Origin of the sequence: Streptomyces globisporus (assembly GCF_003501885.1) — a bacterium.
Taxonomy (GTDB): domain Bacteria; phylum Actinomycetota; class Actinomycetes; order Streptomycetales; family Streptomycetaceae; genus Streptomyces; species Streptomyces globisporus_D.
In genome coordinates this window covers 1-20459 of record NZ_QWFA01000047.1, presented here as the reverse complement: position 1 = coordinate 20459, position 20459 = coordinate 1, and the positions used below count along the sequence as shown (strand labels likewise).

Genomic DNA, 20459 nt, shown 5'->3' with positions numbered 1-20459 from the left:
TGCCCGTCCGCGCGCCTGCCTCGGAAGGCCGGTCATGACCGCTGACTCCTTGCCCTCCCCTCACGAGCCATCAGGAGGCCCGCTGCTCTCGCTCCGTGGGATCAGCAAGTCCTTCGGCGCCGTCGCCGCCCTCACCGATGTCGACCTCGACGTCTCCGCGGGTCAGGTCGTCGCCCTGGTGGGCGACAACGGCGCGGGGAAGTCCACCCTGGTGAAGGTTCTCTCCGGGGTGCACCAGCCGGACGCCGGAACCGTCGGTTTCGGCCACGGGGCCATTTCCATCCCCTCCCCCGCCACGGCGCAGCGGCTCGGCATCGCGACCGTGTTCCAGGACCTCGCCCTGTGCGAGAACCTGAACGTGGTCGAAAACCTCTTCCTCGGGCGGGAGTTGCGCGGGCTGCGCCTGGACGAGGTGGCCATGGAGGTCCGCTCCCGCGCTCTTCTCGGGGAGCTGTCGGCGAAGATCCCCTCGGTACGTGTCCCGGTCGCGGCCCTGTCCGGCGGCCAGCGGCAGACGGTGGCCATCGCGCGGACCCTGCTGGGCGACCCCAAGGTGATCATCCTCGATGAGCCGACGGCCGCGCTGGGGGTGGCGCAGACGGCGGAGGTGCTCAACCTGATCGAGCGGCTGAGGGAGCGCGGCCTGGGCGTCATCATGGTCAGCCACAACATGGCCGACGTGCGGGCCGTCGCCGACACCGTGGCCGTCCTGCGGCTCGGCCGGAACAACGGTGTCTTCGACGCGGCCGAGGCGACGGCGGCGGACCTGGTGGCCGCCATCACCGGAGCCACGGACAACGTGGTCAGCCGCCGCGCCGGACGGGAGCGGGCGGGGGACGACCGGACCGGCCGGGGCACGAACGGCCAGGACGCGGGCAGCCGGGCCGCGGACGATCGGGCCTTCGACGATCGACCCGTGAGCGAGCGAGCAGCGGACGGCGGAACGGAAGCGGCGCACAAGGGGGACGCATCATGACGAACCCGGATCTCGCTCACGCGGGGCCCGCCAAGCCGACGACCTGGTCCGACCGGGCGCGGAGTCGCCGACGGGCGGTGTCGGACCGGCTGCGCGGCGGCGACCTCGGGCTCCTGCCCGTCCTCGCCGGGCTCGTCGTGATCTGGGTCGTCATGCAGATCCTCAACCCGATCTTCCTGTCGAGCGCGAACCTCACGAACCTCGCCCTCGAAAGCGTGCCGGTCGGCATCATCGCTCTGGGAGTCGTCTGCGTCCTCCTCGTCGGCCAGATCGATCTGTCGGTCGGCTCGATCAGCGGACTCAGCGCCGCCGTCCTGGCGGTCCTGTTCGTGGACCGAGGGCTGCCGGCCTGGGTCGCCGTCACCGCATCGCTGGTCCTCGCGGCTCTGATCGGCTGGTTCTACGCCCAGGTCCACAACCGGATCGGCGTACCGAGTTTCGTCATCACGCTCGGCGGCCTTCTCGGATTCCTCGGCGTGCAGTTGTGGATCCTCGGGCCCAAGGGCTCGATCAACCTGCCCTTCGACTCCGGTCTCGTGGCCTTCGCCCAACTCCAGTTCCTGCCGCCCTGGCTGGCGTACACCCTGGTCGTCGTCGGCGCGGCGGCCCTGTACGCGACCGGTGCCGTCCGCGCCGCTGAGCGCCGCCGGGCGGGTCTCGCCGCCGCGTCCAGGCGTCTGCTCGCCGGACGGAGCCTGGCGCTGCTGGCCGGTCTCGGCGCGGCGGTCTGGTATCTCAACCGGGACCGGGGGGTGGGCTGGATGTTCGTGTTCTTCCTCGCTCTGGTGCTGGTGCTGCACTACGTCCTGTCCCGCACCTCGTTCGGCAAGTCGATGTACGCGGTCGGCGGCAACATGGAGGCCGCCCGGCGTGCGGGTGTCCATGTGAAAGCCGTCCTCACCACCGCGTTCGTGCTGTGCACGACGCTCGCCTGCGTCGGCGGGATGCTCTCCGCCTCGCGCCTCGCGGCGGCCAACCAGAGCAGCGGCGGCGGTGACGTCAACCTCAACGCCATCGCCGCGGCCGTCATCGGCGGCACCAGCCTGTTCGGCGGCCGGGGCACCGCGTTCGCCGCGCTGCTCGGCGTCCTCGTGATCCAGTCGATCTCCAGCGGACTCACTCTGCTGAATCTCGACTCCGCCTACCGCTTCATGGTCACCGGCGGGGTACTGCTCCTGGCGGTGTCGCTCGACGCGGTCGCCCGGCGTTCGCGGGTCTCCCACGGCAGGGCCTGAGACACCGTTCGTACCGGCAAAGCATCCGCACACCTCAGGATCCCGATCTCGGAGGAACCATGCGAAGCCGAGCACGCGCTCACGTCGCCACCCTGTTCCTGTCCATCGTCGTCGCGTCGGTCCTCCTCGCGACGGGCGGGGGCGCGGCCCATGCCCGTACGCCGACCCCGCCCTCGTCACCGTCCACCTCCTTCGGCCTGCCCGCTTCCGTGGACGGCGGGGCCTGGGCGTCCGGGCATCTCCAGGGCACGGCCATCGACCGCCGCCGGGGCCACATGTACTTCTCCTTCACCAATCTGCTGGTCAAGACCGACCTGGCGGGCAGACCGATCGGTTCGGTCACCGGCCTCACCGGGCATCTGGGCGATCTGGACTTCAACAGCGCGGACGGCCGGGTCTACGGCTCCCTGGAGTACAAGGCGGCCCAGGCCTTCTACGTGGCGATCTTCGACGGGTCCCGGATCACCCGGATGAACATGGACGCCCGGACCACCGATGTGCTCTCCACCGTCCATCTCCGGGAGGTGGTTCGGGACTACACCGCCGACATGAACGGCGACGGGGTCTTCGACGGCGACACCGGCAACACCCCGGACCACCGCTACGGCTGCAGCGGGATCGACGGCGTCGCCTTCGGTCCCGATCTGAACGGCAGGGGCGGCGGGCGGCTCACGGTCGCGTACGGGGTGTACTCCAACACCGCCCGCACCGACAACGACCACCAGGTGCTGCTCCAGTACGACGTGCGCGACTGGCGGAAGTACGAACGGCCGCTCAGCGAGGACGCGCTGCACACCAGCGGCCCCGCCTCCCCCGGCGGCAAGTTCTTCGCCTACACCGGCAACACCACCTACGGGGTCCAGAACCTGGAGTACGACGGGCACAGCGGCAACTGGCTGATGGCGGTGTACAAAGGCAAGAAGGCGGCCTTCCCCAACTACGCGCTCCATGTTCTGGACGGCTCGAAGCCCGCCCGCCGAGGCGAGGTGAAGGGGCAGCCGCGCCCCGAGTCCGGCCGTATCGTCTCCCTCCTCCCGCGTGGGCTGCACGATGAGTCCTCCGGTGTGTACGGCTACGAGTCGGACGGCCAGTACGGTCTGGTCTCGCTCGACGACGGCCGCTACTACGTGGCCGAGGCCGGAACGGTCGACTCCGGCGGGGCCACGCTGCAGACCGGCCGGGCGGTGCTGCACCGCTGGACGGGGGCGGTGCCGAACCCGTTCGCGGTGCGGGGGCCCGCCGGCTGAGCATGTCCCGGCACGCTCCGCGGCACGGGTCGCATCGCCAGGCCCGCGCCGCCACGCCATGGTGACCCACGTCACATCCTCGTCCTGTCAGCAATCGGAGCGCTGCCCCGTTCAAGGGGTACGCGAACGAGACAGGAGCCCGCCATGACGCTCATGAAGCACCGCATCGTCGTACTCGGCGCCGGGTACGCCGGGGCCTTCGCCGCCGGAAATCTGGCGCGTCGCCTCTCCCCCGCCGACACCGAGATCACCGTCGTCAACGCCTCACCCGACTTCGTCGAGCGGATGCGGCTCCACCAGGTGGCGGCCGGGCAGGACATCGCGCGCCGCAAGCTCGCGGACGTGTTCGCGGGCACCGGCATACGCCTGTGCCTGGCCCGGGTGACCGGTCTCGACCCCGAGCACAGGACGGTCGCCGTGACCGGCGAGGACGGGCCCCGGGAGCTGGCGTACGACACCCTGCTCTACGCACTCGGCAGCTCCGCCGCCCACCACGGTGTCCCCGGTGCGGCCGAGTACGCATTCGACGTGACCGGTCTGGGCTCGGCGCTGCGTCTGCGCGAACGCCTGGACGGCCTCGGCGAGGGCGGGTCCGTCCTGGTCGTCGGCGAGGGGCTGACCGGCATCGAGACCGCGACCGAGCTGGCCGAGTCGCGACCGGGTCTCTCGGTCGCGCTCGCCGCCCGTGGTGAGCTGGGCGCCTGGCTCTCCCCCAAGGCCCGGCGTCATCTGCGGGAGGCGTTCGACCGGCTCGGCGTCACCGTGCACGAGCACACCGCCGTCGCAGCCGTCGAACCGGCCGGCGCGATCACCGCCGACGGTACGGTCCTTCCGGCCGAGGTGACCGTGTGGTCGGCCGGGTTCGCCGTGCACCCCATCGCGGCCGCCGCGGGCCTGGAGGTCGCCGCCACCGGGCAGATCGTCGTCGACCGGACCATGCGCTCGGTCTCGCACCCGGACGTCTACGCCGCCGGCGACTGCGCCTACGCCATCGGGGAGAACGGCCGGCCCCTGCCGATGTCCTGCGCCTCGGCTGGGCTCACGAATATGCAGGCGACCGGTGCGATCATCGCGCGCCTGACGGGCGACGAGGTCCCGGCCACCGGGCTGAAGTACGTCGGCAACCACATCAGCCTCGGCCGCCGGGACGCCATCTTCCAGATGGTGAGCGAGGACGTGAGGTCGAAGCCCTGGTACCTGGGCGGCCGCACGGCCGCGCGGCTCAAGTCGGGGATCCTCAAGGGGGCCGAATGGGGCATCGCCCACCCGACGTTCGGCCTGCCCAAGCGCAGGCGGCGGCTGGACCCGGCGCCCGACCGGGCCGGTGTGCGGGTCGCCGCCTAGGCTGATTCGCATGGACAGCTCAACTGTCGCGACGTTCGAGGCCGGCCGGGGGAGGCTGGCCTCGCTCGCGTACCGTCTGCTCGGGTCGGCGGCCGACGCGGAGGACGCCGTGCAGGACACCTTCCTGCGCTGGCAGGCGGCGGACCGCGGACGGATCGAGGTGCCGGAGGCGTGGCTGACGAAGGTCGCGACCAACATCTGCCTCGACCGGCTCCGCTCGGCGCAGGCGCGCCACGAGCGGACGGCCGGCGCGTGGCTGCCCGAACCGCTCCTCGACGGCGACCCGATGCTCGGCCCCGCCGACACGTTCGAGCAGCGGGAGTCGGTGTCCCTGGCCGTGCTGACCCTCGTCGAACGCCTCTCGCCGAACGAGCGGGCCGTCTACGTCCTGCGGGAGGCCTTCGCGTACAGCCACGCCGAGATCGCCGCGATCCTCGACATCACCGAGGCGGCGAGCCAGCAGCATGCCCACCGGGCCCGGACCCGGCTCGCCGGCGAACGCCGTCGCTCCGGCGGCGCGGCCGACCCCGCGGCGGCGCGCCGGGTGGTCGAGGAGTTCCTCGCCGCCGCCACGTCGGGGCGCACGGACCGGTTGGTGGCGCTGCTCACCGACGACGTGACGGCGGTCTCGGACGGCGCGGGACTGGCCAGGCGGCTGCTGCGCTACCGGACGCCGGAGCGGGTCGCCTCCTTCGTACGGGCCGGGTTCAAGTCGACCCCGGCGAAGCGTCGGCTGGCCGGTGGCCCCATGAGGATGTACGTCGCTCGGGTCAACGGCTCCCCGGCCGTCGTCGCCGTGGCCGGGGACCGGGTCGTGGGGGCCGTGGCGTTCGATGTCGGCGACGGCAAGGTCGCGGCCCTGTACGGCATCGCCGCCGCACACCGGCTCACCCGCCTGGACGAGGCATGGCGGCGGCATGACCCGGGTGTGCCGGTCGTCGACGCCTGGTGACCAGGTCCCTGATGCCGGACGGTCACCAGTCGACGTGTGCGGTGATCCACGCCTCGAGCGCCTTCTCGTCGGCTGCGGGCGGCAGTTCGGGCGCGCAGGTCAGAGGGGTGAGGGACAGCTGGAGGTGGGTGAGGTAACCGTAGGGGCCGTTGTCGGCGGCCGGGCCGAGGATCAGGGCGTGGGTGGGGGTGCGCCAGATGCGGTGCGTCATGGCCGGGCCGGTGACCACGGCGGCGTCCGACAGGAGGGTCCGCTCGGGGGCCGCGCCCAGATGTTCGGTCACGGCCCGGGCGGCTTGCGCGAGGGTGGCCTCGCAGTCCTGCTCGGTGCACGGCTCGTGGCGCTCCCAGCCCGTCGCCTCGCACCAGAGGTCCATCTGTCCACGCAGCCAGGGCGTGTTGGCCATGCTGTCGTCGTGCTCGTCGAAGGGGTACAGCTCTCCGAACACGAGGAAGCTTCGGCTGTCGGTCTGCCCGAAGGGGGTCTGGTCGTCGGAGCAGAGCACATGCCCGTGCTGCGTACGGAAGGAGTCGCAGACCAGTTCGTGCTCCCAGTCCCATCCACGGCGTGCCAGTTCCGCGTCGAGCGCTTCGAAGTCATCGCCCGCCGGTGGCCCCGTCGGCAGTGCGACGAACTCCGCGACCGCCTCGGGCGTCAGTGGCCGGCGGGCGAGCATGTGGACGCGGGTGGGCATGCCGGTCGCTCCAGGGGGCGTCGTGCGGTCGTCGGGGCCGGGCGCCGCCAGCGTATCGGTGCCACCATGAAGAGGTGACCTCGCACGAACGGCGGACCCTCCGGCGTCTGGAGCAGGCGATCCTCGACCTGCTGGAGCAGCGTGGGCCGGCCGCGACCATCTGTCCCTCCGATGCCGCGCGCTCGGTGTACGGGGGCGACGACGACGGCTGGCGGTCCCTGATGGAGCCCGCCCGCCAGGCGGCTCGGCGGCTGGTCGGAGCCGGTCGGGTCGAGATCACCCAGGGTGGGCGGCCGGTCGAGCCGGACGAGGCCCGGGGGCCGATCCGGATCCGCCGCGCCCGCTGACGTCCGGGAGTTGTGCGGTCGGGCATGTCAACCGGTTCGGCTCAACCCGAAGGATATCCGGCCCTGTTGGGCCACGCGACCACGCGTCCACCCTCGTCGGCGCACAGGTGTGCGATAGATTCCCCGTCATGACGGGACCCCCAGCGTTCGCCTGGCCGCCTGCCCCGATCGGAACGGAACGGCTCGTGCTCCGCGAATCCGAGGCCCGGGACCGTGCGGCGTTCGTCGAGTTGTTCGCATCGCCGGAGGTGCGCGCCTACCTAGGTGGCCCCCACCCGCGGGACGAGCTGGAACGCGCGGTGCCCGAGGTGCCGGGGCGGCGGCCCGGGCTCTTCGTCGTGGAGCTCGATGGCGCGATGATCGGCACGGTCACGCTCGAACAGCGGGACGCCGAGCGTCCGGGCCGGCTCCGTCCGGACGGCGGCTGCACCGAACTCGGCTACATGTTCCTGCCGGAGGCGTGGGGGTCGGGGTACGCCGCCGAGGCATGCTCCGCCGCGCTCGACTGGTTCGCCGACGCGCTCCCCGGTGAGCCGGTGGCGCTCTGCACCCAGGTCGCCAACGCCCCCTCGATGCGACTCGCGGTGAAGCTGGGCTTCACCGAGGTCACACGGTTCGAGGAGTTCGGCGCCGAGCAGTGGTTCGGCGTGTGGAGCCCGGTCGCACCACATCAGCGGTGAGGGTTCAGCCGGCCGGGCGGGTGTGCACGCTGACCGCGTAGCCGCCGCCCTCGCTGTAGGGGTCGCCACTCCAGGTCGCGTAACGCTGCCGCAAGGTCAGCCCGGCGCCGGTGCACCACTGGTCGAACTCGGTGAGGGTCACCGGCGCTTCCTCCAGCGGCAGGTGAGCCGCGTCCAGCCCCATGCCGGTGACCAGGAGACCGCCGGGGCGCAGTACGGCGGCGAGTTGCCCGACGACGGCCGCTCCGGTGCCGGGGGCCAGGAGAGGGATGACGTTGCCGGCGGCCAGCACCAGGTCGAAGTCCGGAGCCAGGCCGAGGGTGTCCAGCCGGGCCAGGTCACCGAGGAGCCAGTCCTGTGCGGGCGCCTCACGGCGTGCGACGGCCAGCATCGAGGCGTCGACGTCCACGCCGGTGCAGTGGTGGCCCAGTTCGGCGAGCCGGATCGCGATGCGGCCGGTGCCGCAGCCCGCGTCGAGCACACGGGCCCCGGGCTTCAGCAGCGCGGTGCAGAACGTCGCTTCGCCGTGGACGTCATGGCCCGATGCGGCGAGCCGGGCGAATCGCCGCGCGTACTCCTCCCCCGCCTGTCCACCGGTCAGTTCCGCCCAACGGTCGCGTTGCCCTGTCATGTTTCAGCATGCCTTCCGGTTCGCCTCCCCCATCGGGAGCTTAAACGAGCCGCCCGCACGGAGCCCCGTGCGGTCAGCCCGTGGGTTCTTGGGGCTTCCGCCCCCACGCCGTGAGCATCCCGGCCGACAACGCGGCACATGCGTCGCTCTCCAGGTACCGGACAGCGGCGTCGATGCCCGCGTCGTCGACGACGCCGGTGGAGAGCATGGCTTCCCTGCTGCGCTGCCAGGTGTCGGCCCAGAAGCGGCTGATCGCGCTGCCCGGCACCAGCGGCGGTACGTGGATCTCCGCCGCCACGTGGTCGAGCCCCGCCCCGCGCAGGAGGTGTGGGTACGACGGCACCGAGGAGACGTCGGTGCCGATGGTGGCCCGCAGCCCCTGCCACATCGCACGCATCGCCGTGGAGTGCGGGGTGGCCGGTGTCCGCTCGCTGGTCAGGTCGACCGCGTCGCTGAGCACCAGCACGCCACCGGGCGTGAGGAGTTCGGCGAACTCTCCGATCAGGCGGTCCCGCTCGGGCAGATGCATCAGCACGAAACGCGCGTGTACGAGCTGAAAGGAGCCGGGGGCGAAGTCGGGGGCGGTGACGTCGGCCTGAAGCGTCCGGAGGCCGGGGGCGGGGCGTGCGTCCAGGAACCGTACGTCCCGGTCCACGGCGAGTACGCTCGCCACCCCGGCCTCGCCCAGCAGCCGGCGGGAGACGGTGCCCGTTCCGGCTCCGATGTCGAGGCAGCGCCATCCCGGTCCGGCGCCCAGCGCCCGTAGCCGGGCGAGAGTGATGTCGTCGTAGGCGAGCGCACCGAAGTCGATGCGCTCCGCCTCCCCCGCCCGGTCGGGCCGGAAGAACGCCTCGCCGTAGCGGCCCTCGCCCGGCGCGCCCCCGGGAGGAGAGGAGTTCACGCCGTCACCGTCACGGCACCGGGCCGGGCGCCCCTGCTCCGTCGTGGCGCTCGGCCGTCGGCGGCAGGGGTCGGCGGGTCGTCGAGCAGTTCCATGGCCGGGCCTCTCCACGCGACAGGGGTACGGGCGGCCCCGGTCCGGGGCCGCCCGCGGTCATCCTTCACCGGCCGGCGTCCGTGCGGCCGAGGCTCGCCGCGACTGAGGCCGATCGGTGCACGGCGGGAAACCCGCCGGGGCGTGCGGAGTGCCGGTCCGGGGCTCAGGGCTGGATCGGCATGGACCAGCAGTTGGAGGTGGACGGTTTGCCCGCGAGCCGGTCGGCCAGCCAGCCGATCGCCTCACCCTGGTCGGTGATGAGAGGCACCAGGTGGTTGGTGAGGATCTTGTCACCGAGATTCGGCAGGACGACGGCGTCATAGGTGATGTCGCCGCCCTTGCGGCACCAGTCGACAGCCAGTCGGCGGGCCTGGGCGTGGGGGACGATGTCGTCGTGGACGCCGGTGGCCAGACGCACGGGGCCGGACGGCTTGAGTGTTCCGATGCGCTGCTTGTCCAGGGCCGCCCGGGCCTTGGGCTCGGCGGCGATGATCTCTCCGATGGATGTGCCGCTGGTGGTCCACTTGCTGCTCTTGGTGAATCCGTAGCCGAAGATCGCGTCGCCGACGCACATGGTGGAGGCGTCCGCCAGGGCGGCCTTCCCGGTGGTGCTGATGTTCGCCTCGACGACCGCGCGCAGGTCGGGGTCGGACTGGGCGAAACCGTTGATCGACCAGGCCAGCGCACCGGCGAGCGCGCTGCCGTCGATGCCCTTCATGACCGCGGTCAGGTCGGCGGGCGGCGCGCCGGAGTAGGTGCCGGCGAGGGGTATGTCGGGGGCGTAGGAGGGCTGCAGTTCGGCGGCCGCCGCACTGGCGCCGCCGCCCTGGCTGTACCCGTACAGGCCGGTCCGGGAGTCCGCGGTGACCGAGGCACCGGGCACGGAGCGCGCGGCACGGGCCGCGTCCAGCAGGGCGTGCCCCTGGTCGAGGCGGTTGACATAGGTGTGCAGGCGGTCCGTGGCGCCCAGACCCACGTAGTCGGTGACGACGACGGCCGCGCCGGTGGCCAGGATCCGGTAGATGGCCAGCGCCTCGTAGCCGACGGAGACCGTGTCGCCGTTGAGGGTGAGCGGGTGCTGCAGGGCGAAGGACGGTGCGCACTGGTCGCCCTGGCCCATGGTGCCCGAGGCGACGGCGACCAGAGGGCGCGGGCCGGACCCCTTCCAGGCCGCCGAGGGCTCGATGTAGGCGCCGGTCACGGCGACGGGCTTCCCGGCGGAGTCGGTGGACTTGTACATGAGGCGGGTCGCGGTGCCCGGCATCGGGCGGCCGTCGAGGCCGGGGATGTTCAGCCCGAGGGGCAGGGCCTCGGTGCGGATCAACGCGCCGTTGGCGGCGGGCAGTTCGATCGGAGGCGTGTAGAACTCCGGGATGGTGACGCCCCGGGAGACGACGGGCGGGCTCCCGGCCGCGGACGCCGGGACGGCCGACAGGCCCGCGCAGGCGGTCCCGGCGGCCAGGGTGCACGCCAGGAGGCGCAGCCGGGGCGAGAGGCGGTGACGCCCGGCCACTTCCGGCCGGGCGGCGCCCTGGTCCGGGTCCAGGTTCGGGTTCGGGTTCGGGGTGGCGGCGGAACGGAAACGGGTTCTCGTGCGGCTCACGGTGTGCTCCTCGTTTCTCATGCGGAGGGTGGTAGAGGCAACCGGGTCGGTGGGGGGGGGAAGAAGGGGGCGGCGTCGCACACGAAGTCCCTTTCGGACCACGCTTGTTACTAGCCGGTCAGTTTCGGCAGCGTAGGTCTGTGTGTCACTCAGCGACAAGACGTCTGCATGCGCCATTTCCTTCACGGCTCGCTATGCTGCCGGGACGGAACGGAGCCACGGACGGGACGGAGGCCGGGGCAAAGGTGCGTGAACTGCCGCCCGTGGAGGGCCGGCTGGGGGCGGACGAGCCCATGAGGGGGGCCGTCGGCAAGCCGTCGCTCGCTCAGCGGCGCAGGGCCGCCCTCCGCCTGGAGATCGCCGGGGAGGCGGTCCGCCTGTTCACCTCGCAGGGTGTCACCGCCACCACGGGCGAGGAGATCGCCCGGGCCGTGGGCATCTCGTCCCGCACGCTGTGGCGGCACTTCCCCACCAAGGAGAGCTGCGTCCTCCCCGTGCTCTCGGCGGGGCTCCAGTTCGCCGTGGACCGGCTGGCCGCGTGGCCGCCCGGGATGACGCTGGTGGACTTCGTGACGCGGTCCGGCCGGAGCGGGACCCTGCCCCCCACCGCTCCGGCCATCCTCGATCTGATCCGAATGACGTCCACGGAGCCCGCGCTCCGGGCCGTCTGGCTGCAGGCCCACGACGACGCCTTGCCGGTGCTCGCGGAACTCCTCGCCCGGAGATCCGGGGGCAGCGCCGACGCCCTGCGGACGAGGGTGCACGCGGCGACGGTCAACGGCGCGCTGCGCGCGGCGGCGGAGGAGTTCGCCCATCGGCACGCGGACGATCCCGAGGCGTCGGGCGACGAGATCGCGGCGTGCGTCCTGGCCGCGCTGCGAGCCGCGGCGGAGGGTCTGCCGTACTGACCCCGTGGGCGCCGGGCGAAATAGGCTTCAGGTTCCCTTCAGTTCGGGCTGTTAGAGTGCAGTCCTGCGGCGGCAATTCGCCGAGCGGCTTTGACAGTTCGTTCTACGGGCCGAATCGACCGGGACAAGGAGCGTAGGAATGCGCTGCAGGGGGATGCTGGCCCTCTACGCCGGTATCGCCGTGCTCCTGATGATTTCCGCGTTCACCTTGGGCTCCTCCTCGCAGGCCCTGGCAACCGTCGACGCGGCAGCGCATTCCGGCGACCGTGCCGTGTCCGCGTTCGACCCATCGGGGCCGAATATTCCACTGGACGGCGTGGACGGTGACGTCACGCTCCAACAGCGCCACAAAGCGGGAAGCACGACGACGCCGGCCCCCGTTCAGGCAGGCGTTCCTTCCTCGGCGCCGGATCTGCACGACTGCTCGGCGGGTGTCTCCCGGCACCATGCCTCGTCTTCGGGGTCGCGAAGCCCTGCCCAGGCGCGAATCCTTCGCTGCTGAGCGAGCCTTTCCGATCACCCGGTGATCGTCCGGAATTCGAGCGCTGATCTTCCGCTCGCCCGCGTGCGCCGTGGCGTCCCGTTTCGCACACATCGCGCATGCCCCTTCCCTATTTCGTCTTTCATATTTCTGAGCCCTTTCTCAGCCCGTGGACCGCGCAATTCCTTCGCTATGCGGGCCGTACGGGATACCCGAAACCTATGACTCAGTCCTGGAGCAGACGTACATGTACCACTACCCCCTCGCCTCGGAACCGACGAGCGGTATCGCAGGGTGGGCGACCAGCCTCGTCGACACCATGGGCGGCCCCGGGGCCGGGCTGGCGATCGCCCTGGAGAACCTCTTCCCTCCGCTGCCGAGTGAGATCATTCTGCCGCTGACGGGCTTTGCCGCGGGGCAGGGAGTGATCACCCTGTTCTCCGCCCTTTTCTGGACGACGCTGGGGTCGGTGGTGGGCGCGGTCGCGCTCTACTGGATCGGGGCCGCCTTCGGCCGGGAGCGCATGTACGCCCTGTGGGACCGGCTCCCCCTGGTGAAGGTGTCCGACCTGGCGAAGACCGAGAAGTGGTTCCTCAAGCACGGCATGAAGGCCATCTTCTTCGGCCGGATGATTCCCATTTTCCGCAGCCTGATCAGCGTCCCGGCAGGCGTCGAGCGGATGCCGATGCCGACCTTCGTGCTCTTCACCGCTCTGGGCAGCTTCATATGGAACTCCATCCTCGTGATGGCCGGATATCTGCTGGGTGACCAGTGGGAGCTCGTGGAGCGTTACGTCGGGGTGCTCTCCAAGGTAGTGCTCGGGCTGGTCGTCGCGGCGCTGGTCGTGGCGGTCGTTCGCAGGGTGCGTGCCCGACGGGCCGAGCGGCGGACGAGCCACGTATGACCGTTTTCCAGGCATGACCGTATAAGGGGCCGCGCGCGGGTGCGCGGCTCATCGATCCGATCGACAAGGTGGCAGGCATGGCAATGTGGGATCGTCTCAAGGACCAGGCCAAGGGGCTGCAGCAGCAGGCGCAGGGCGCGAGGGGCCCCGCGGGTCAGCGGCAGCCGGGAACAGGGGGCTCGGGGGCCTCGGGGGGCTCGAAGGAGAAGCTGGTCGGGCTGCTCAAGTCGCAGCTCGGATCCCTCAAGACGGAGCTGAAGAGCGGGGCCTACCGGGACGCCAGCATGGCGATGTGCGCGCTGGTCGCGGCCGCCGACGGTTCCGTCGACCCAGCTGAGCGGCACCACGTGGAGAACCTGATCCTGCAGAACGACGTCCTGCAGAACTTCCCTCCCGAGCAGCTGCGGCAGCGGTTCAACAAGCACGTCGACCAGCTGATGTTCAACTTCCAGCAGGGCAAGGCCGATGCCATGCAGGAGATCGCCAAGGCGGCGAAGAAGCCGGTGGAGGCCAAGGCGGTCGTCCAGACCGGCTTCGTGATCGCCGGCGCGGACGGGTACATCGCCCCGGCCGAGGCGCAGGTTCTGCGGGAGGCGTGCATGGCGCTCGGTGTCTCCCCTCAGGAGTTCGGTCTCTGAGCCGTCCCGTGCCGCACTGCCCGGTCCTGGTTGCCGGGCAGTGCGGCACGCCTGACGGGTCGCACGGGTGCCGCCTTCCCGCACGGCCCGAAGCCGGGCAACAAACGGGCTGGGTGACGGTCAACCCGACCCCCGCCGCGTAGCGGCCGGGACCCGGTGGGGCGGACGCCTCACTCCCCGCCGGGTCCGGCTCCGTTTTCCGCCTTCGGCCGGGGCGCCCGTGTACTCCTCCGGGCATGTGGCACACGTAGCACCTCCCGCGTGGCTGCGCTGTCTTCATTGCGGACGCACTGCGAAAGCACTGCGTGAATCAGTGCGTGAAGCCTGCGGGAAGCCCTGCGGATCCCCCGCGGGAGCCGGAGAGGGGAACTTTCGCCATGAAGGCCGTCATCGTGTGCGTGTCCGTGTCGCACGGCAACACCCTGCGCGTCATGCGGTGACCCTGGCGATGAACGCGGCGAGATTCGTCATGGTGCGGTCGATCTGCTCCTCCAGGGTGAGGGACTCGCGCAGTCGCCCGCCCACGCCGGCGTCCTTCTTGCCGCGTACGTAGAGCGAGCAGGCGAGGTCGCTGCACATGTAGGCGCCCACCGAGTTGCCCTGCTTGCCCGCCTTCCCAGGTTTGGGGGCCACCAGCAGGGAGACTCCCCCGGTGTGCACGGTCACGCACATCGAACACATGCTGCGGCGGGTCTGCGAGGAGCCGGCGTCGGAGGAGCGCAACTGGACCCCGACATGGCTGTCACCGGACGGCATCACCAGGTAGGCCCGGTCGGGGGCCTGGGGGTCGCGCCAGCCCAGGAAGTCCAGGTCGGCCCAGGGCCGGTCGGCCAGGTCGCGGGGGACGGACAGCCGCTTGGCCTCGCCCTTGGAACAGTTCACGAAGGCGCTGCGGATCTCTCGCTCGGTCAGGGGTTTCATGAGATCCACGCTAATTTGCCTAAGACCATTAGGCAAACGTATATTCCTTTAGGCAACCATGGGGAAGTGTTCGGAGGGTGGCATGGCACGAGCGGGACTGGCCGCGGAGCGCGTGGTGCGGGCGGGCGCGGAGCTGGCGGACGAGATCGGCTTCGAGCAGGTGACCCCGTCGGAGCTCGCCCGGAAGCTGGGCATCAAGACCGCGAGCCTGTATTCGCACGTCAAGAACGCCCACGACCTCAAGACCAGGATCGCCCTGCTGGCGCTGGAGGAACTCGCCGACCAGGCGTCGGCGGCCATCGCGGGGCGGGCGGGCCGGGACGCGCTCGGCGCCTTCGCCAACGCCTACCGGGACTACGCGTTCCAGCACCCGGGCCGCTTCGCCGCCGCCCGGTTCCGCCTCGACGCGGCCACGGCGGCCTCCAGCGCGGGCCCGCGCCACTCCCGGATGACACGGGCGCTCCTGCGCGGCTACGACCTGCCCGAGCTTCAGGAGACGCACGCGGTGCGGCTCCTGGGCAGTGTTTTCAACGGCTACGTGGAGCTGGAGATGGCGGGTGGTTTCAGCCACAGCGCCCCCTCGTCCGAGGAGAGCTGGACGGAGATCCTCGACGCGCTCGACTCCCTGCTGCGCAACTGGCCCGCTTCTTCCTGATCCGGACGCCCCTCCCCTCGCGACGAACGAAGAGACCGAGAACATGACCACCCGGCACAACTGGACGACGACACCCGTCAGCGCCGACATCCTGCGCGGCGCGCTCGACCTGGAGCACACCGAGCGCGGAGTGCTGCCGCACCGGCTTCCCGCCCAGGCACGGCGCCAGATCACGGACGGCCAGCTCACCATGGCCGAGTCGCAGCCCTCAGGGGTCCGGCTGGTGTTCCGCACCCGGGCCACCGCCGTCGAACTGGACGTGGTCGCCACCAAGCGCGTCTACGTCGGAGCGCCCCCGCGCCCCGACGGTGTGTACGAACTCCTCGTGAACGGCCGCCTCGCGGGCCGGGCCAGCGCCTCCGACGGCGACACGCGCATCATCGACATGTCGGCGGGGACGGCTCGGACCCGGCCGGGCCCGATCGAGACGCTCCGGTTCACCGGCTTGCCGGACGGCGAGAAGGACGTCGAGATCTGGCTGCCCCACGACGAGACGACGCTCTTGGTCGCCCTGCGCACCGACGCTCCGGTCCGCAGCCCCCGGCCGAGCGGCCGGCCGGTCTGGCTGCACCACGGCAGTTCCATCAGCCACGGCTCCAACGCCACCACCCCGACGGGCACCTGGCCCGCCCTGGCAGCGGCCTCCGGCGGCGCCGAACTGGTCAACATGGGGTTCGGCGGCGGCGCCCTGCTCGACCCGTTCACCGCCCGCGCCATGCGCGACACCCCCGCCGATCTGCTCAGCGTCAAGATCGGGATCAACATCGTCAACGCCGACCTGATGCGGCTGCGCGCGTTCGGCCCGGCCGTCCACGGCTTCCTCGACACCCTGCGCGACGGGCACCCCAGCGCGCCGCTGCTGGTGATCTCGCCGATCTGCTGCCCCATCCACGAGAACACCCCGGGGCCGCTCGCCCCGGACTTCACCGCGATGAGCGAGGGGCGGGCGGGTTTCAAGGCCACCGGCGACCCGGCGGAGGTCGCCGCGGGAAAGCTCACTCTCACCGTCATCCGGAACGAGCTGGCCCGGATCGTCGGGGAGCGCGCCGCAACCGACCCGCACCTGCACCACCTCGACGGTCTGGACCTCTACGGCGCGGACGATCACGCCGAGCTCCCGTTGCCGGACGATCTGCACCCGGATCCCGCCACCCATCGGCGTATCGCCGAACGCTTCGCCCGGCACGCCTTCGGCCGCGGTGGACCCTTCGCTCCGCAGGAACGGTGTTTCCGAGCGCCCGGCTAAGGGCTGTCCCCGCCGAGCGCCTCGTCCGCCGGTCGGCGGGGAGCCGGACGCGCCGTTGCCGGTCGGCCGGGAGCCGGTTCGATACGAGCCCGGCCCCCCGCCTTTCGCCGTACGACCGATTACGGGGCGTCCACCAGGATGCGACCGTCAGCCGGGACGAGGGAAGCGAGACCGCCCGCGTAGGCGGACTCCACGCGGGAGCGCTCGGCCGCGTTCGGAACCGCGTTCGTGCAGCTCGTGCCAGCACTGGAGCCCGACATCAGCTGCGAGCAGGGGCCGGGCTTGGTGTCCGGCAGGCCCAGGCTGTGGCCGAGTTCATGGGCGGCGATACGGGTCTTGTCGTGGCCCTGGGTGACCGCCTGGCTGCCCAGTTCCACCCGGGCCTGGCCGCCGGGGCGGACCGGGCCGAGCGTGGCCTGCGGCCAGCCGCTGGTGGCCACGATCTGTATCTCGGCGCGCGTGCCGGGTGCGGCCTCGACGAGCTTGACATTGCCGACGTTCGCGTTCCAGGAGGCGACCCCCGCGGCGATCGCCGCCTCCCAGCCGCCGGCCCGGCTGTCGTCGTAGCGGAGCGTCACCACGGCAGCCGTGCTCTCCGCGGCCGGGTCCGGCGCGGGAGCGGCGTGCGCCGCCGTGGCCGGGGCCAGGGTGAGCGCCACGGCGACACCGGCCGCCTTGAACCATCGGGAATCCAGCATTGTTCGTCCCTTCACTCATGGGGGGCTCGGCTCCTTTCGGAGCCGGGCGAGTGGGAGAAACGGCCGGTTCGCGGGGAACCGGGCGGCCTCGATGGCCGGTTGCCGGTCCTCCCGGGCCGCAGGACCTATGCCGCGATCGCACCTTGGTCATGCCCCTGTCACGAAATCAGGCCGGAAACCGACCCTTGCCCCGGGGTGGTGCGCCCCCGACGGCGCCGGGGGCCGGTTCCGTACCCTGGAGGGCATGCGCATGCGACCCACTCTGAGCTGGACCTCCACCGAGGAGCTGCCGCCGGGCACGACGGACCTGGAGCCGGTCGCCGAGGCGCTGCGCGGAGGCGGTGTCCTGATCCTGAGCGGTGCGGGCATCTCGACGGAGTCGGGCATCCCGGACTACCGGGGCGAGGGCGGGAGCCTGAGCCGCCACACCCCCATGACCTACCAGGACTTCACGGCCGACGCCGGGGCCCGTCGCCGCTACTGGGCGCGCAGCCATCTCGGCTGGCGTACGTTCGGCCGCGCCCGGCCCAACGCCGGGCACCGGGCCGTGGCCGCGTTCGGACGGCAGGGCCTGATCTCGGGCGTGATCACCCAGAACGTCGACGGGCTGCACCAGGCCGCGGGCAGTGAAGAAGTCGTGGACCTGCACGGACGTCTGGACCGGGTCGTCTGCCTCTCCTGCGGCGCCTTCAGCCCCCGCCGCGAGCTGGCGCACCGGCTGGAGGCGGCCAACGAGGGCTTCGCGCCGGTGGCCTCCTCGATGAACCCGGACGGCGACGCGGACCTCACGGACGAGCAGGTCGGGGACTTCCGCGTGGTCCCCTGCGCCGCGTGCGGGGGCGTCCTCAAACCGGACGTGGTGTTCTTCGGGGAGGCCGTGCCCCCGCGGCGGGTCGAGCACTGCCGCACGCTGGTCCGCGAGGCGCGCACCCTGCTGGTCCTGGGCTCCTCGCTGACCGTGATGTCGGGGCTCCGCTTCGTCCGCCAGGCCGCCGATGCCGGTACGCCGGTGCTGATCGTCAACCGGGATGCGACCCGGGGCGACCGGCACGCCGTGACCCGTATCGCCCTTCCGCTGGGATCGGCCCTCACCGCCGCGGCGGGCCGACTGGGTGTTCACGTCCCCGCCCACGCCGCCGACGCGACGGCAGAGTCCGCGTAGCGGGCGAGGCACACCTCTCTCCGTCACTCTGCGCGCACGGAATATTACCGATATAGATGCTTATGTGCAGTTTTCTGCTCGGGCAGTCGGGTACCCCACTGAGAGGCGGCTGCCCCGCCTCGTCCCATTCGTCCCTCACACCGCCTTCCGAGGCCGTCGACAGAGCAAGGAGCAACCGTGCCTTCAGTACCGTCCATCACCCTCAACAACGGTGTGACGATCCCCCAGCTCGGCTTCGGGACCTTCCAGATCCCGCCGGACGAGACCTGCGAGACCACGGTCGCCGCCCTGGAGACCGGCTACCGGCACATCGACACGGCGCAGATGTACGGCAACGAGAAGGAGGTCGGCCAGGCGGTCAGGGAATCCGGGCTCGACCGCGCCGACGTCTTCGTCACGAGCAAGCTGAACAACGGCGCGCACGCACCCGACGAGGCGCTCCGGGCGTTCGACCGTTCCCTGGACGAGCTGGGCTTCGACTATCTGGACCTCTTCCTCATCCACTGGCCGCTGCCGGGTGGTTCGGGCGACTTCGTGGAGACGTGGAAGACCCTGGAGGAGATCTACCGGTCCGGGCGCGCCAAGGCGATCGGGGTCTCCAACTTCCAGGAGAACCATCTGCGCAGGCTGCTGGACAGCAGCACGGTGGTGCCCGCCGTCAACCAGATCGAGGTGCACCCCTACCTCACGCAGGAGCCCCTGCGGGCCTTCGGTGCGGAGCACGACATCGCCACGGAGGCGTGGTCGCCCATCGCCCAGGGCAAGGTGCTCGCCGACCCGACGATCGCGCGGATCGCCGAGCGAGTGGGCAAGACCCCGGCGCAGGTGGTGCTGCGCTGGCATCTGCAGCGCGGGGACATCGTGTTCCCCAAGTCCGTGACGCTGAAGCGCATCCAGGACAACTTCGCGCTCTTCGACTTCGAGCTCACCGAAGGGGACATCGGCGAGATCTCCGCCCTCAACCGTGACGAGCGCACCGGGCCCGACCCGGACACGTTCAACGGCTGACCCGGTCCGGGAGTACGGCGGGCCCGGCCCCGGGCAACATCTCCGGGGCCGGGCCCGCTCGGTGTGCGGACGCCATGGTTCCTACCGCGTACGCACGCGATGATCGCTACCGCGCGAACTTCCTCAGGTCCTCGGCGAGCGAGCTGATGGCCGCCGGATTGCGCGGGCTCTCGACGAGGTCGACGTAATCGAGGACGACGATCCGGTCGTTCTTGATCGCCGATACACCGGCGAGCGGCTTGTAGGACTTCAGGAACTTCCGCTTCTCGTCCGCTCCCGTGTCGCCGTAGTTGTTGATGACGATGACCTCGGGGTCGCGGTCGACCACACTCTCCCAGCCCACCGTGGTCCAGCTGTCCTTGAGGTCCTTCATGATGTGGTCGCCGCCGGCCTTGGTGATGATGTCGTGCGGTCCGGCGTACGCGCCCGAGGTCAGCGGCTTGTCCTTCCCGTCGTCGTACAGGAAGACGCGGAGGCGGTCGTCGCCCGTCGCCGCCCGGGAGCGCGCGTCGGCGACCTCCTTCCGGAAGGACGTGATGAGGGTGTTCGCCCGGTCCTCGACGTCGAAGATCTTGCCGAGGTTCCGCAGGTCGGTGTAGAGCGCTTCGAGCGGGGGCATGACGCCGCGGGCCTTGCCCTGCCCGTTGCGGCACGACTCGCTGAGCAGGTAGGAGTCGATGCCCACGCGCTCCAGTTCGGCGGGGGTGAAGCCCTCGCCCTCGTTGAATCCGTAGTTCCAGCCGGCGAAGACCAGGTCGGCCCGGGCGTCGAGGACCAGTTCCTTGTTGATGCGCTCCTTGGAGAGCCACTTCGTCTTCTTGTAGCCGTCCTTCCAGGGGACGGACGTCATGTCGCCCTTGTCGTCGGGCATCACGTATCCGGCCATGTGGTCCTCGAGTCCGAGGGCGAACATGATCTCGGTGATGCCGACGTCGTTGGTGACGACGCGCTGCGGGGCCTCGTCGTAGCGCTTCTTCTCACCGCAGTTCTCCACGGTCACCGGGTAGTGGCGGTCGGCCTGTGCGGTGGCGTCCTTCCCGTCGGCTTCCGGTGTGACGTCCGCTCCGCAGCCGGTGAGGGCCAGGGCGGCGGCGAGGACGAGGGCCGCGGGGCGCAGGGGGCGGGGCATGGG

At 71.2% G+C, this 20459-nt stretch carries 22 protein-coding genes; 15 read left to right on the top strand and 7 right to left on the bottom strand.

The features are described 5' to 3' along the window. Positions 1–34: 34 nt before the first annotated feature. From D3105_RS11440 to D3105_RS11420, 5 genes are all read left to right on the top strand, one after another. Positions 35–976 (top strand): ATP-binding cassette domain-containing protein, encoded by a 942-nt coding sequence (locus D3105_RS11440; RefSeq protein ID WP_118902993.1) that lies wholly within the window; start codon positions 35–37, stop codon positions 974–976. After that, a complete protein-coding gene (locus D3105_RS11435; protein ID WP_240646873.1) occupies positions 973–2211 on the top strand; it encodes a sugar ABC transporter permease in 1239 nt (412 codons plus the stop codon). Before D3105_RS11440 ends, D3105_RS11435 begins: the two co-directional genes overlap by 4 nt. Positions 2212–2270: 59 nt before the next feature. Next, complete coding sequence (locus tag D3105_RS11430; protein WP_118902987.1) at positions 2271–3458, top strand: hypothetical protein; 1188 nt, start codon at positions 2271–2273, stop codon at positions 3456–3458. A 153-nt stretch (positions 3459–3611) separates the two neighbouring features. Continuing rightward, on the top strand, positions 3612–4802 hold the full coding sequence (locus tag D3105_RS11425) for an NAD(P)/FAD-dependent oxidoreductase (protein ID WP_118903038.1): 1191 nt from the start codon (positions 3612–3614) through the stop codon (positions 4800–4802). Positions 4803–4812: 10 nt separating this feature from the next. Next, positions 4813–5754: a sigma-70 family RNA polymerase sigma factor gene (locus D3105_RS11420; protein WP_118902984.1), complete on the top strand. Its 942-nt coding sequence runs from the start codon at positions 4813–4815 to the stop codon at positions 5752–5754. A 22-nt stretch (positions 5755–5776) separates the two neighbouring features. Here D3105_RS11420 and D3105_RS35275 read toward each other — a convergent pair whose 3' ends face one another. Continuing rightward, on the bottom strand, positions 5777–6448 hold the full coding sequence (locus tag D3105_RS35275) for a hypothetical protein (protein ID WP_240646872.1): 672 nt from the start codon (positions 6446–6448) through the stop codon (positions 5777–5779). A gap of 74 nt (positions 6449–6522) precedes the next feature. Between D3105_RS35275 and D3105_RS11410 the strand changes: the two genes are divergently transcribed. After that, positions 6523–6795 carry a DUF3253 domain-containing protein gene (locus D3105_RS11410; RefSeq protein ID WP_118902980.1) on the top strand — a complete coding sequence of 91 codons (273 nt, stop codon included), beginning with the start codon at positions 6523–6525 and terminating at the stop codon, positions 6793–6795. Between the two features lie 128 nt (positions 6796–6923). Continuing rightward, on the top strand, positions 6924–7475 hold the full coding sequence (locus tag D3105_RS11405; protein ID WP_118902977.1) for a GNAT family N-acetyltransferase: 552 nt from the start codon (positions 6924–6926) through the stop codon (positions 7473–7475). A 4-nt stretch (positions 7476–7479) separates the two neighbouring features. On the opposite strand, the gene D3105_RS11400 is transcribed toward D3105_RS11405, so the two are convergent. The 3 genes from D3105_RS11400 to D3105_RS11390 form a co-directional block, all read right to left on the bottom strand. After that, complete coding sequence (locus D3105_RS11400) at positions 7480–8106, bottom strand: class I SAM-dependent methyltransferase (RefSeq protein ID WP_118902973.1); 627 nt, start codon at positions 8104–8106, stop codon at positions 7480–7482. 73 nt (positions 8107–8179) lie between these two features. Further along, positions 8180–9007, bottom strand: coding sequence for a class I SAM-dependent methyltransferase (locus D3105_RS11395; RefSeq protein ID WP_118902970.1), 828 nt, complete (start codon positions 9005–9007; stop codon positions 8180–8182). A 259-nt stretch (positions 9008–9266) separates the two neighbouring features. After that, positions 9267–10706 carry a lipase family protein gene (locus D3105_RS11390; protein ID WP_425315735.1) on the bottom strand — a complete coding sequence of 480 codons (1440 nt, stop codon included), beginning with the start codon at positions 10704–10706 and terminating at the stop codon, positions 9267–9269. Positions 10707–10999: 293 nt separating this feature from the next. On the opposite strand from D3105_RS11390, the gene D3105_RS11385 reads away from it, so the two are divergent. The 4 genes from D3105_RS11385 (at position 11000) to D3105_RS11370 (ending at position 13637) form a co-directional block, all read left to right on the top strand. After that, positions 11000–11614, top strand: a complete 615-nt coding sequence (locus D3105_RS11385; protein WP_118903029.1) for a TetR/AcrR family transcriptional regulator — start codon at positions 11000–11002, stop codon at positions 11612–11614. A gap of 154 nt (positions 11615–11768) precedes the next feature. After that, positions 11769–12116 (top strand): hypothetical protein, encoded by a 348-nt coding sequence (locus D3105_RS11380; RefSeq protein WP_240646870.1) that lies wholly within the window; start codon positions 11769–11771, stop codon positions 12114–12116. A gap of 226 nt (positions 12117–12342) precedes the next feature. Then, on the top strand, positions 12343–12999 hold the full coding sequence (locus D3105_RS11375) for a DedA family protein (protein WP_118902964.1): 657 nt from the start codon (positions 12343–12345) through the stop codon (positions 12997–12999). 77 nt (positions 13000–13076) lie between these two features. Next, the gene (locus D3105_RS11370; RefSeq protein ID WP_206272709.1) at positions 13077–13637 is read left to right on the top strand and encodes a tellurite resistance TerB family protein; all 561 of its coding nucleotides are present in this window, start codon (positions 13077–13079) and stop codon (positions 13635–13637) included. Between the two features lie 429 nt (positions 13638–14066). Here the strand turns inward: D3105_RS11370 and D3105_RS11365 are convergent, their stop codons facing one another. After that, positions 14067–14558: an FBP domain-containing protein gene (locus D3105_RS11365; RefSeq protein WP_118903026.1), complete on the bottom strand. Its 492-nt coding sequence runs from the start codon at positions 14556–14558 to the stop codon at positions 14067–14069. An 82-nt stretch (positions 14559–14640) separates the two neighbouring features. On the opposite strand from D3105_RS11365, the gene D3105_RS11360 reads away from it, so the two are divergent. Continuing rightward, entirely contained in the window at positions 14641–15213 is a 573-nt protein-coding gene (locus tag D3105_RS11360; protein ID WP_118902957.1) for a TetR/AcrR family transcriptional regulator, read from the top strand. A 43-nt stretch (positions 15214–15256) separates the two neighbouring features. Continuing rightward, positions 15257–16459 carry a GDSL-type esterase/lipase family protein gene (locus tag D3105_RS11355; RefSeq protein ID WP_118902954.1) on the top strand — a complete coding sequence of 401 codons (1203 nt, stop codon included), beginning with the start codon at positions 15257–15259 and terminating at the stop codon, positions 16457–16459. Between the two features lie 119 nt (positions 16460–16578). On the opposite strand, the gene D3105_RS11350 is transcribed toward D3105_RS11355, so the two are convergent. Then, positions 16579–17157 carry a snapalysin family zinc-dependent metalloprotease gene (locus tag D3105_RS11350; protein ID WP_118902951.1) on the bottom strand — a complete coding sequence of 193 codons (579 nt, stop codon included), beginning with the start codon at positions 17155–17157 and terminating at the stop codon, positions 16579–16581. Between the two features lie 244 nt (positions 17158–17401). Between D3105_RS11350 and D3105_RS11345 the strand changes: the two genes are divergently transcribed. Both D3105_RS11345 and D3105_RS11340 read left to right on the top strand, forming a co-directional pair. Then, positions 17402–18319: an NAD-dependent protein deacetylase gene (locus D3105_RS11345; protein ID WP_118902948.1), complete on the top strand. Its 918-nt coding sequence runs from the start codon at positions 17402–17404 to the stop codon at positions 18317–18319. Positions 18320–18496: 177 nt separating this feature from the next. Beyond that, positions 18497–19327, top strand: a complete 831-nt coding sequence (locus D3105_RS11340) for an aldo/keto reductase (protein WP_118902945.1) — start codon at positions 18497–18499, stop codon at positions 19325–19327. A gap of 106 nt (positions 19328–19433) precedes the next feature. Here D3105_RS11340 and D3105_RS11335 read toward each other — a convergent pair whose 3' ends face one another. Next, positions 19434–20456 (bottom strand): ABC transporter substrate-binding protein, encoded by a 1023-nt coding sequence (locus D3105_RS11335; RefSeq protein WP_118902942.1) that lies wholly within the window; start codon positions 20454–20456, stop codon positions 19434–19436. Between the last annotated feature and the right edge of the window lie 3 nt (positions 20457–20459).

Coding starts and splice junctions, on each gene's coding strand:
- D3105_RS11355 (WP_118902954.1), top strand. CDS start 15,257: ATGACCACCCGGCACAACTGGACGACGACACCCGTCAGCGCCGACATC.
- D3105_RS11420 (WP_118902984.1), top strand. CDS start 4,813: ATGGACAGCTCAACTGTCGCGACGTTCGAGGCCGGCCGGGGGAGGCTG.
- D3105_RS11365 (WP_118903026.1), bottom strand. CDS start 14,558: ATGAAACCCCTGACCGAGCGAGAGATCCGCAGCGCCTTCGTGAACTGT.
- D3105_RS11440 (WP_118902993.1), top strand. CDS start 35: ATGACCGCTGACTCCTTGCCCTCCCCTCACGAGCCATCAGGAGGCCCG.
- D3105_RS11375 (WP_118902964.1), top strand. CDS start 12,343: ATGTACCACTACCCCCTCGCCTCGGAACCGACGAGCGGTATCGCAGGG.
- D3105_RS11350 (WP_118902951.1), bottom strand. CDS start 17,157: ATGCTGGATTCCCGATGGTTCAAGGCGGCCGGTGTCGCCGTGGCGCTC.
- D3105_RS11405 (WP_118902977.1), top strand. CDS start 6,924: ATGACGGGACCCCCAGCGTTCGCCTGGCCGCCTGCCCCGATCGGAACG.
- D3105_RS11345 (WP_118902948.1), top strand. CDS start 17,402: ATGCGCATGCGACCCACTCTGAGCTGGACCTCCACCGAGGAGCTGCCG.
- D3105_RS11430 (WP_118902987.1), top strand. CDS start 2,271: ATGCGAAGCCGAGCACGCGCTCACGTCGCCACCCTGTTCCTGTCCATC.
- D3105_RS11335 (WP_118902942.1), bottom strand. CDS start 20,456: ATGCCCCGCCCCCTGCGCCCCGCGGCCCTCGTCCTCGCCGCCGCCCTG.
- D3105_RS11385 (WP_118903029.1), top strand. CDS start 11,000: ATGAGGGGGGCCGTCGGCAAGCCGTCGCTCGCTCAGCGGCGCAGGGCC.
- D3105_RS11370 (WP_206272709.1), top strand. CDS start 13,077: ATGGCAATGTGGGATCGTCTCAAGGACCAGGCCAAGGGGCTGCAGCAG.
- D3105_RS11425 (WP_118903038.1), top strand. CDS start 3,612: ATGAAGCACCGCATCGTCGTACTCGGCGCCGGGTACGCCGGGGCCTTC.
- D3105_RS11400 (WP_118902973.1), bottom strand. CDS start 8,106: ATGACAGGGCAACGCGACCGTTGGGCGGAACTGACCGGTGGACAGGCG.
- D3105_RS11360 (WP_118902957.1), top strand. CDS start 14,641: ATGGCACGAGCGGGACTGGCCGCGGAGCGCGTGGTGCGGGCGGGCGCG.
- D3105_RS11435 (WP_240646873.1), top strand. CDS start 973: ATGACGAACCCGGATCTCGCTCACGCGGGGCCCGCCAAGCCGACGACC.
- D3105_RS35275 (WP_240646872.1), bottom strand. CDS start 6,448: ATGCCCACCCGCGTCCACATGCTCGCCCGCCGGCCACTGACGCCCGAG.
- D3105_RS11380 (WP_240646870.1), top strand. CDS start 11,769: ATGCTGGCCCTCTACGCCGGTATCGCCGTGCTCCTGATGATTTCCGCG.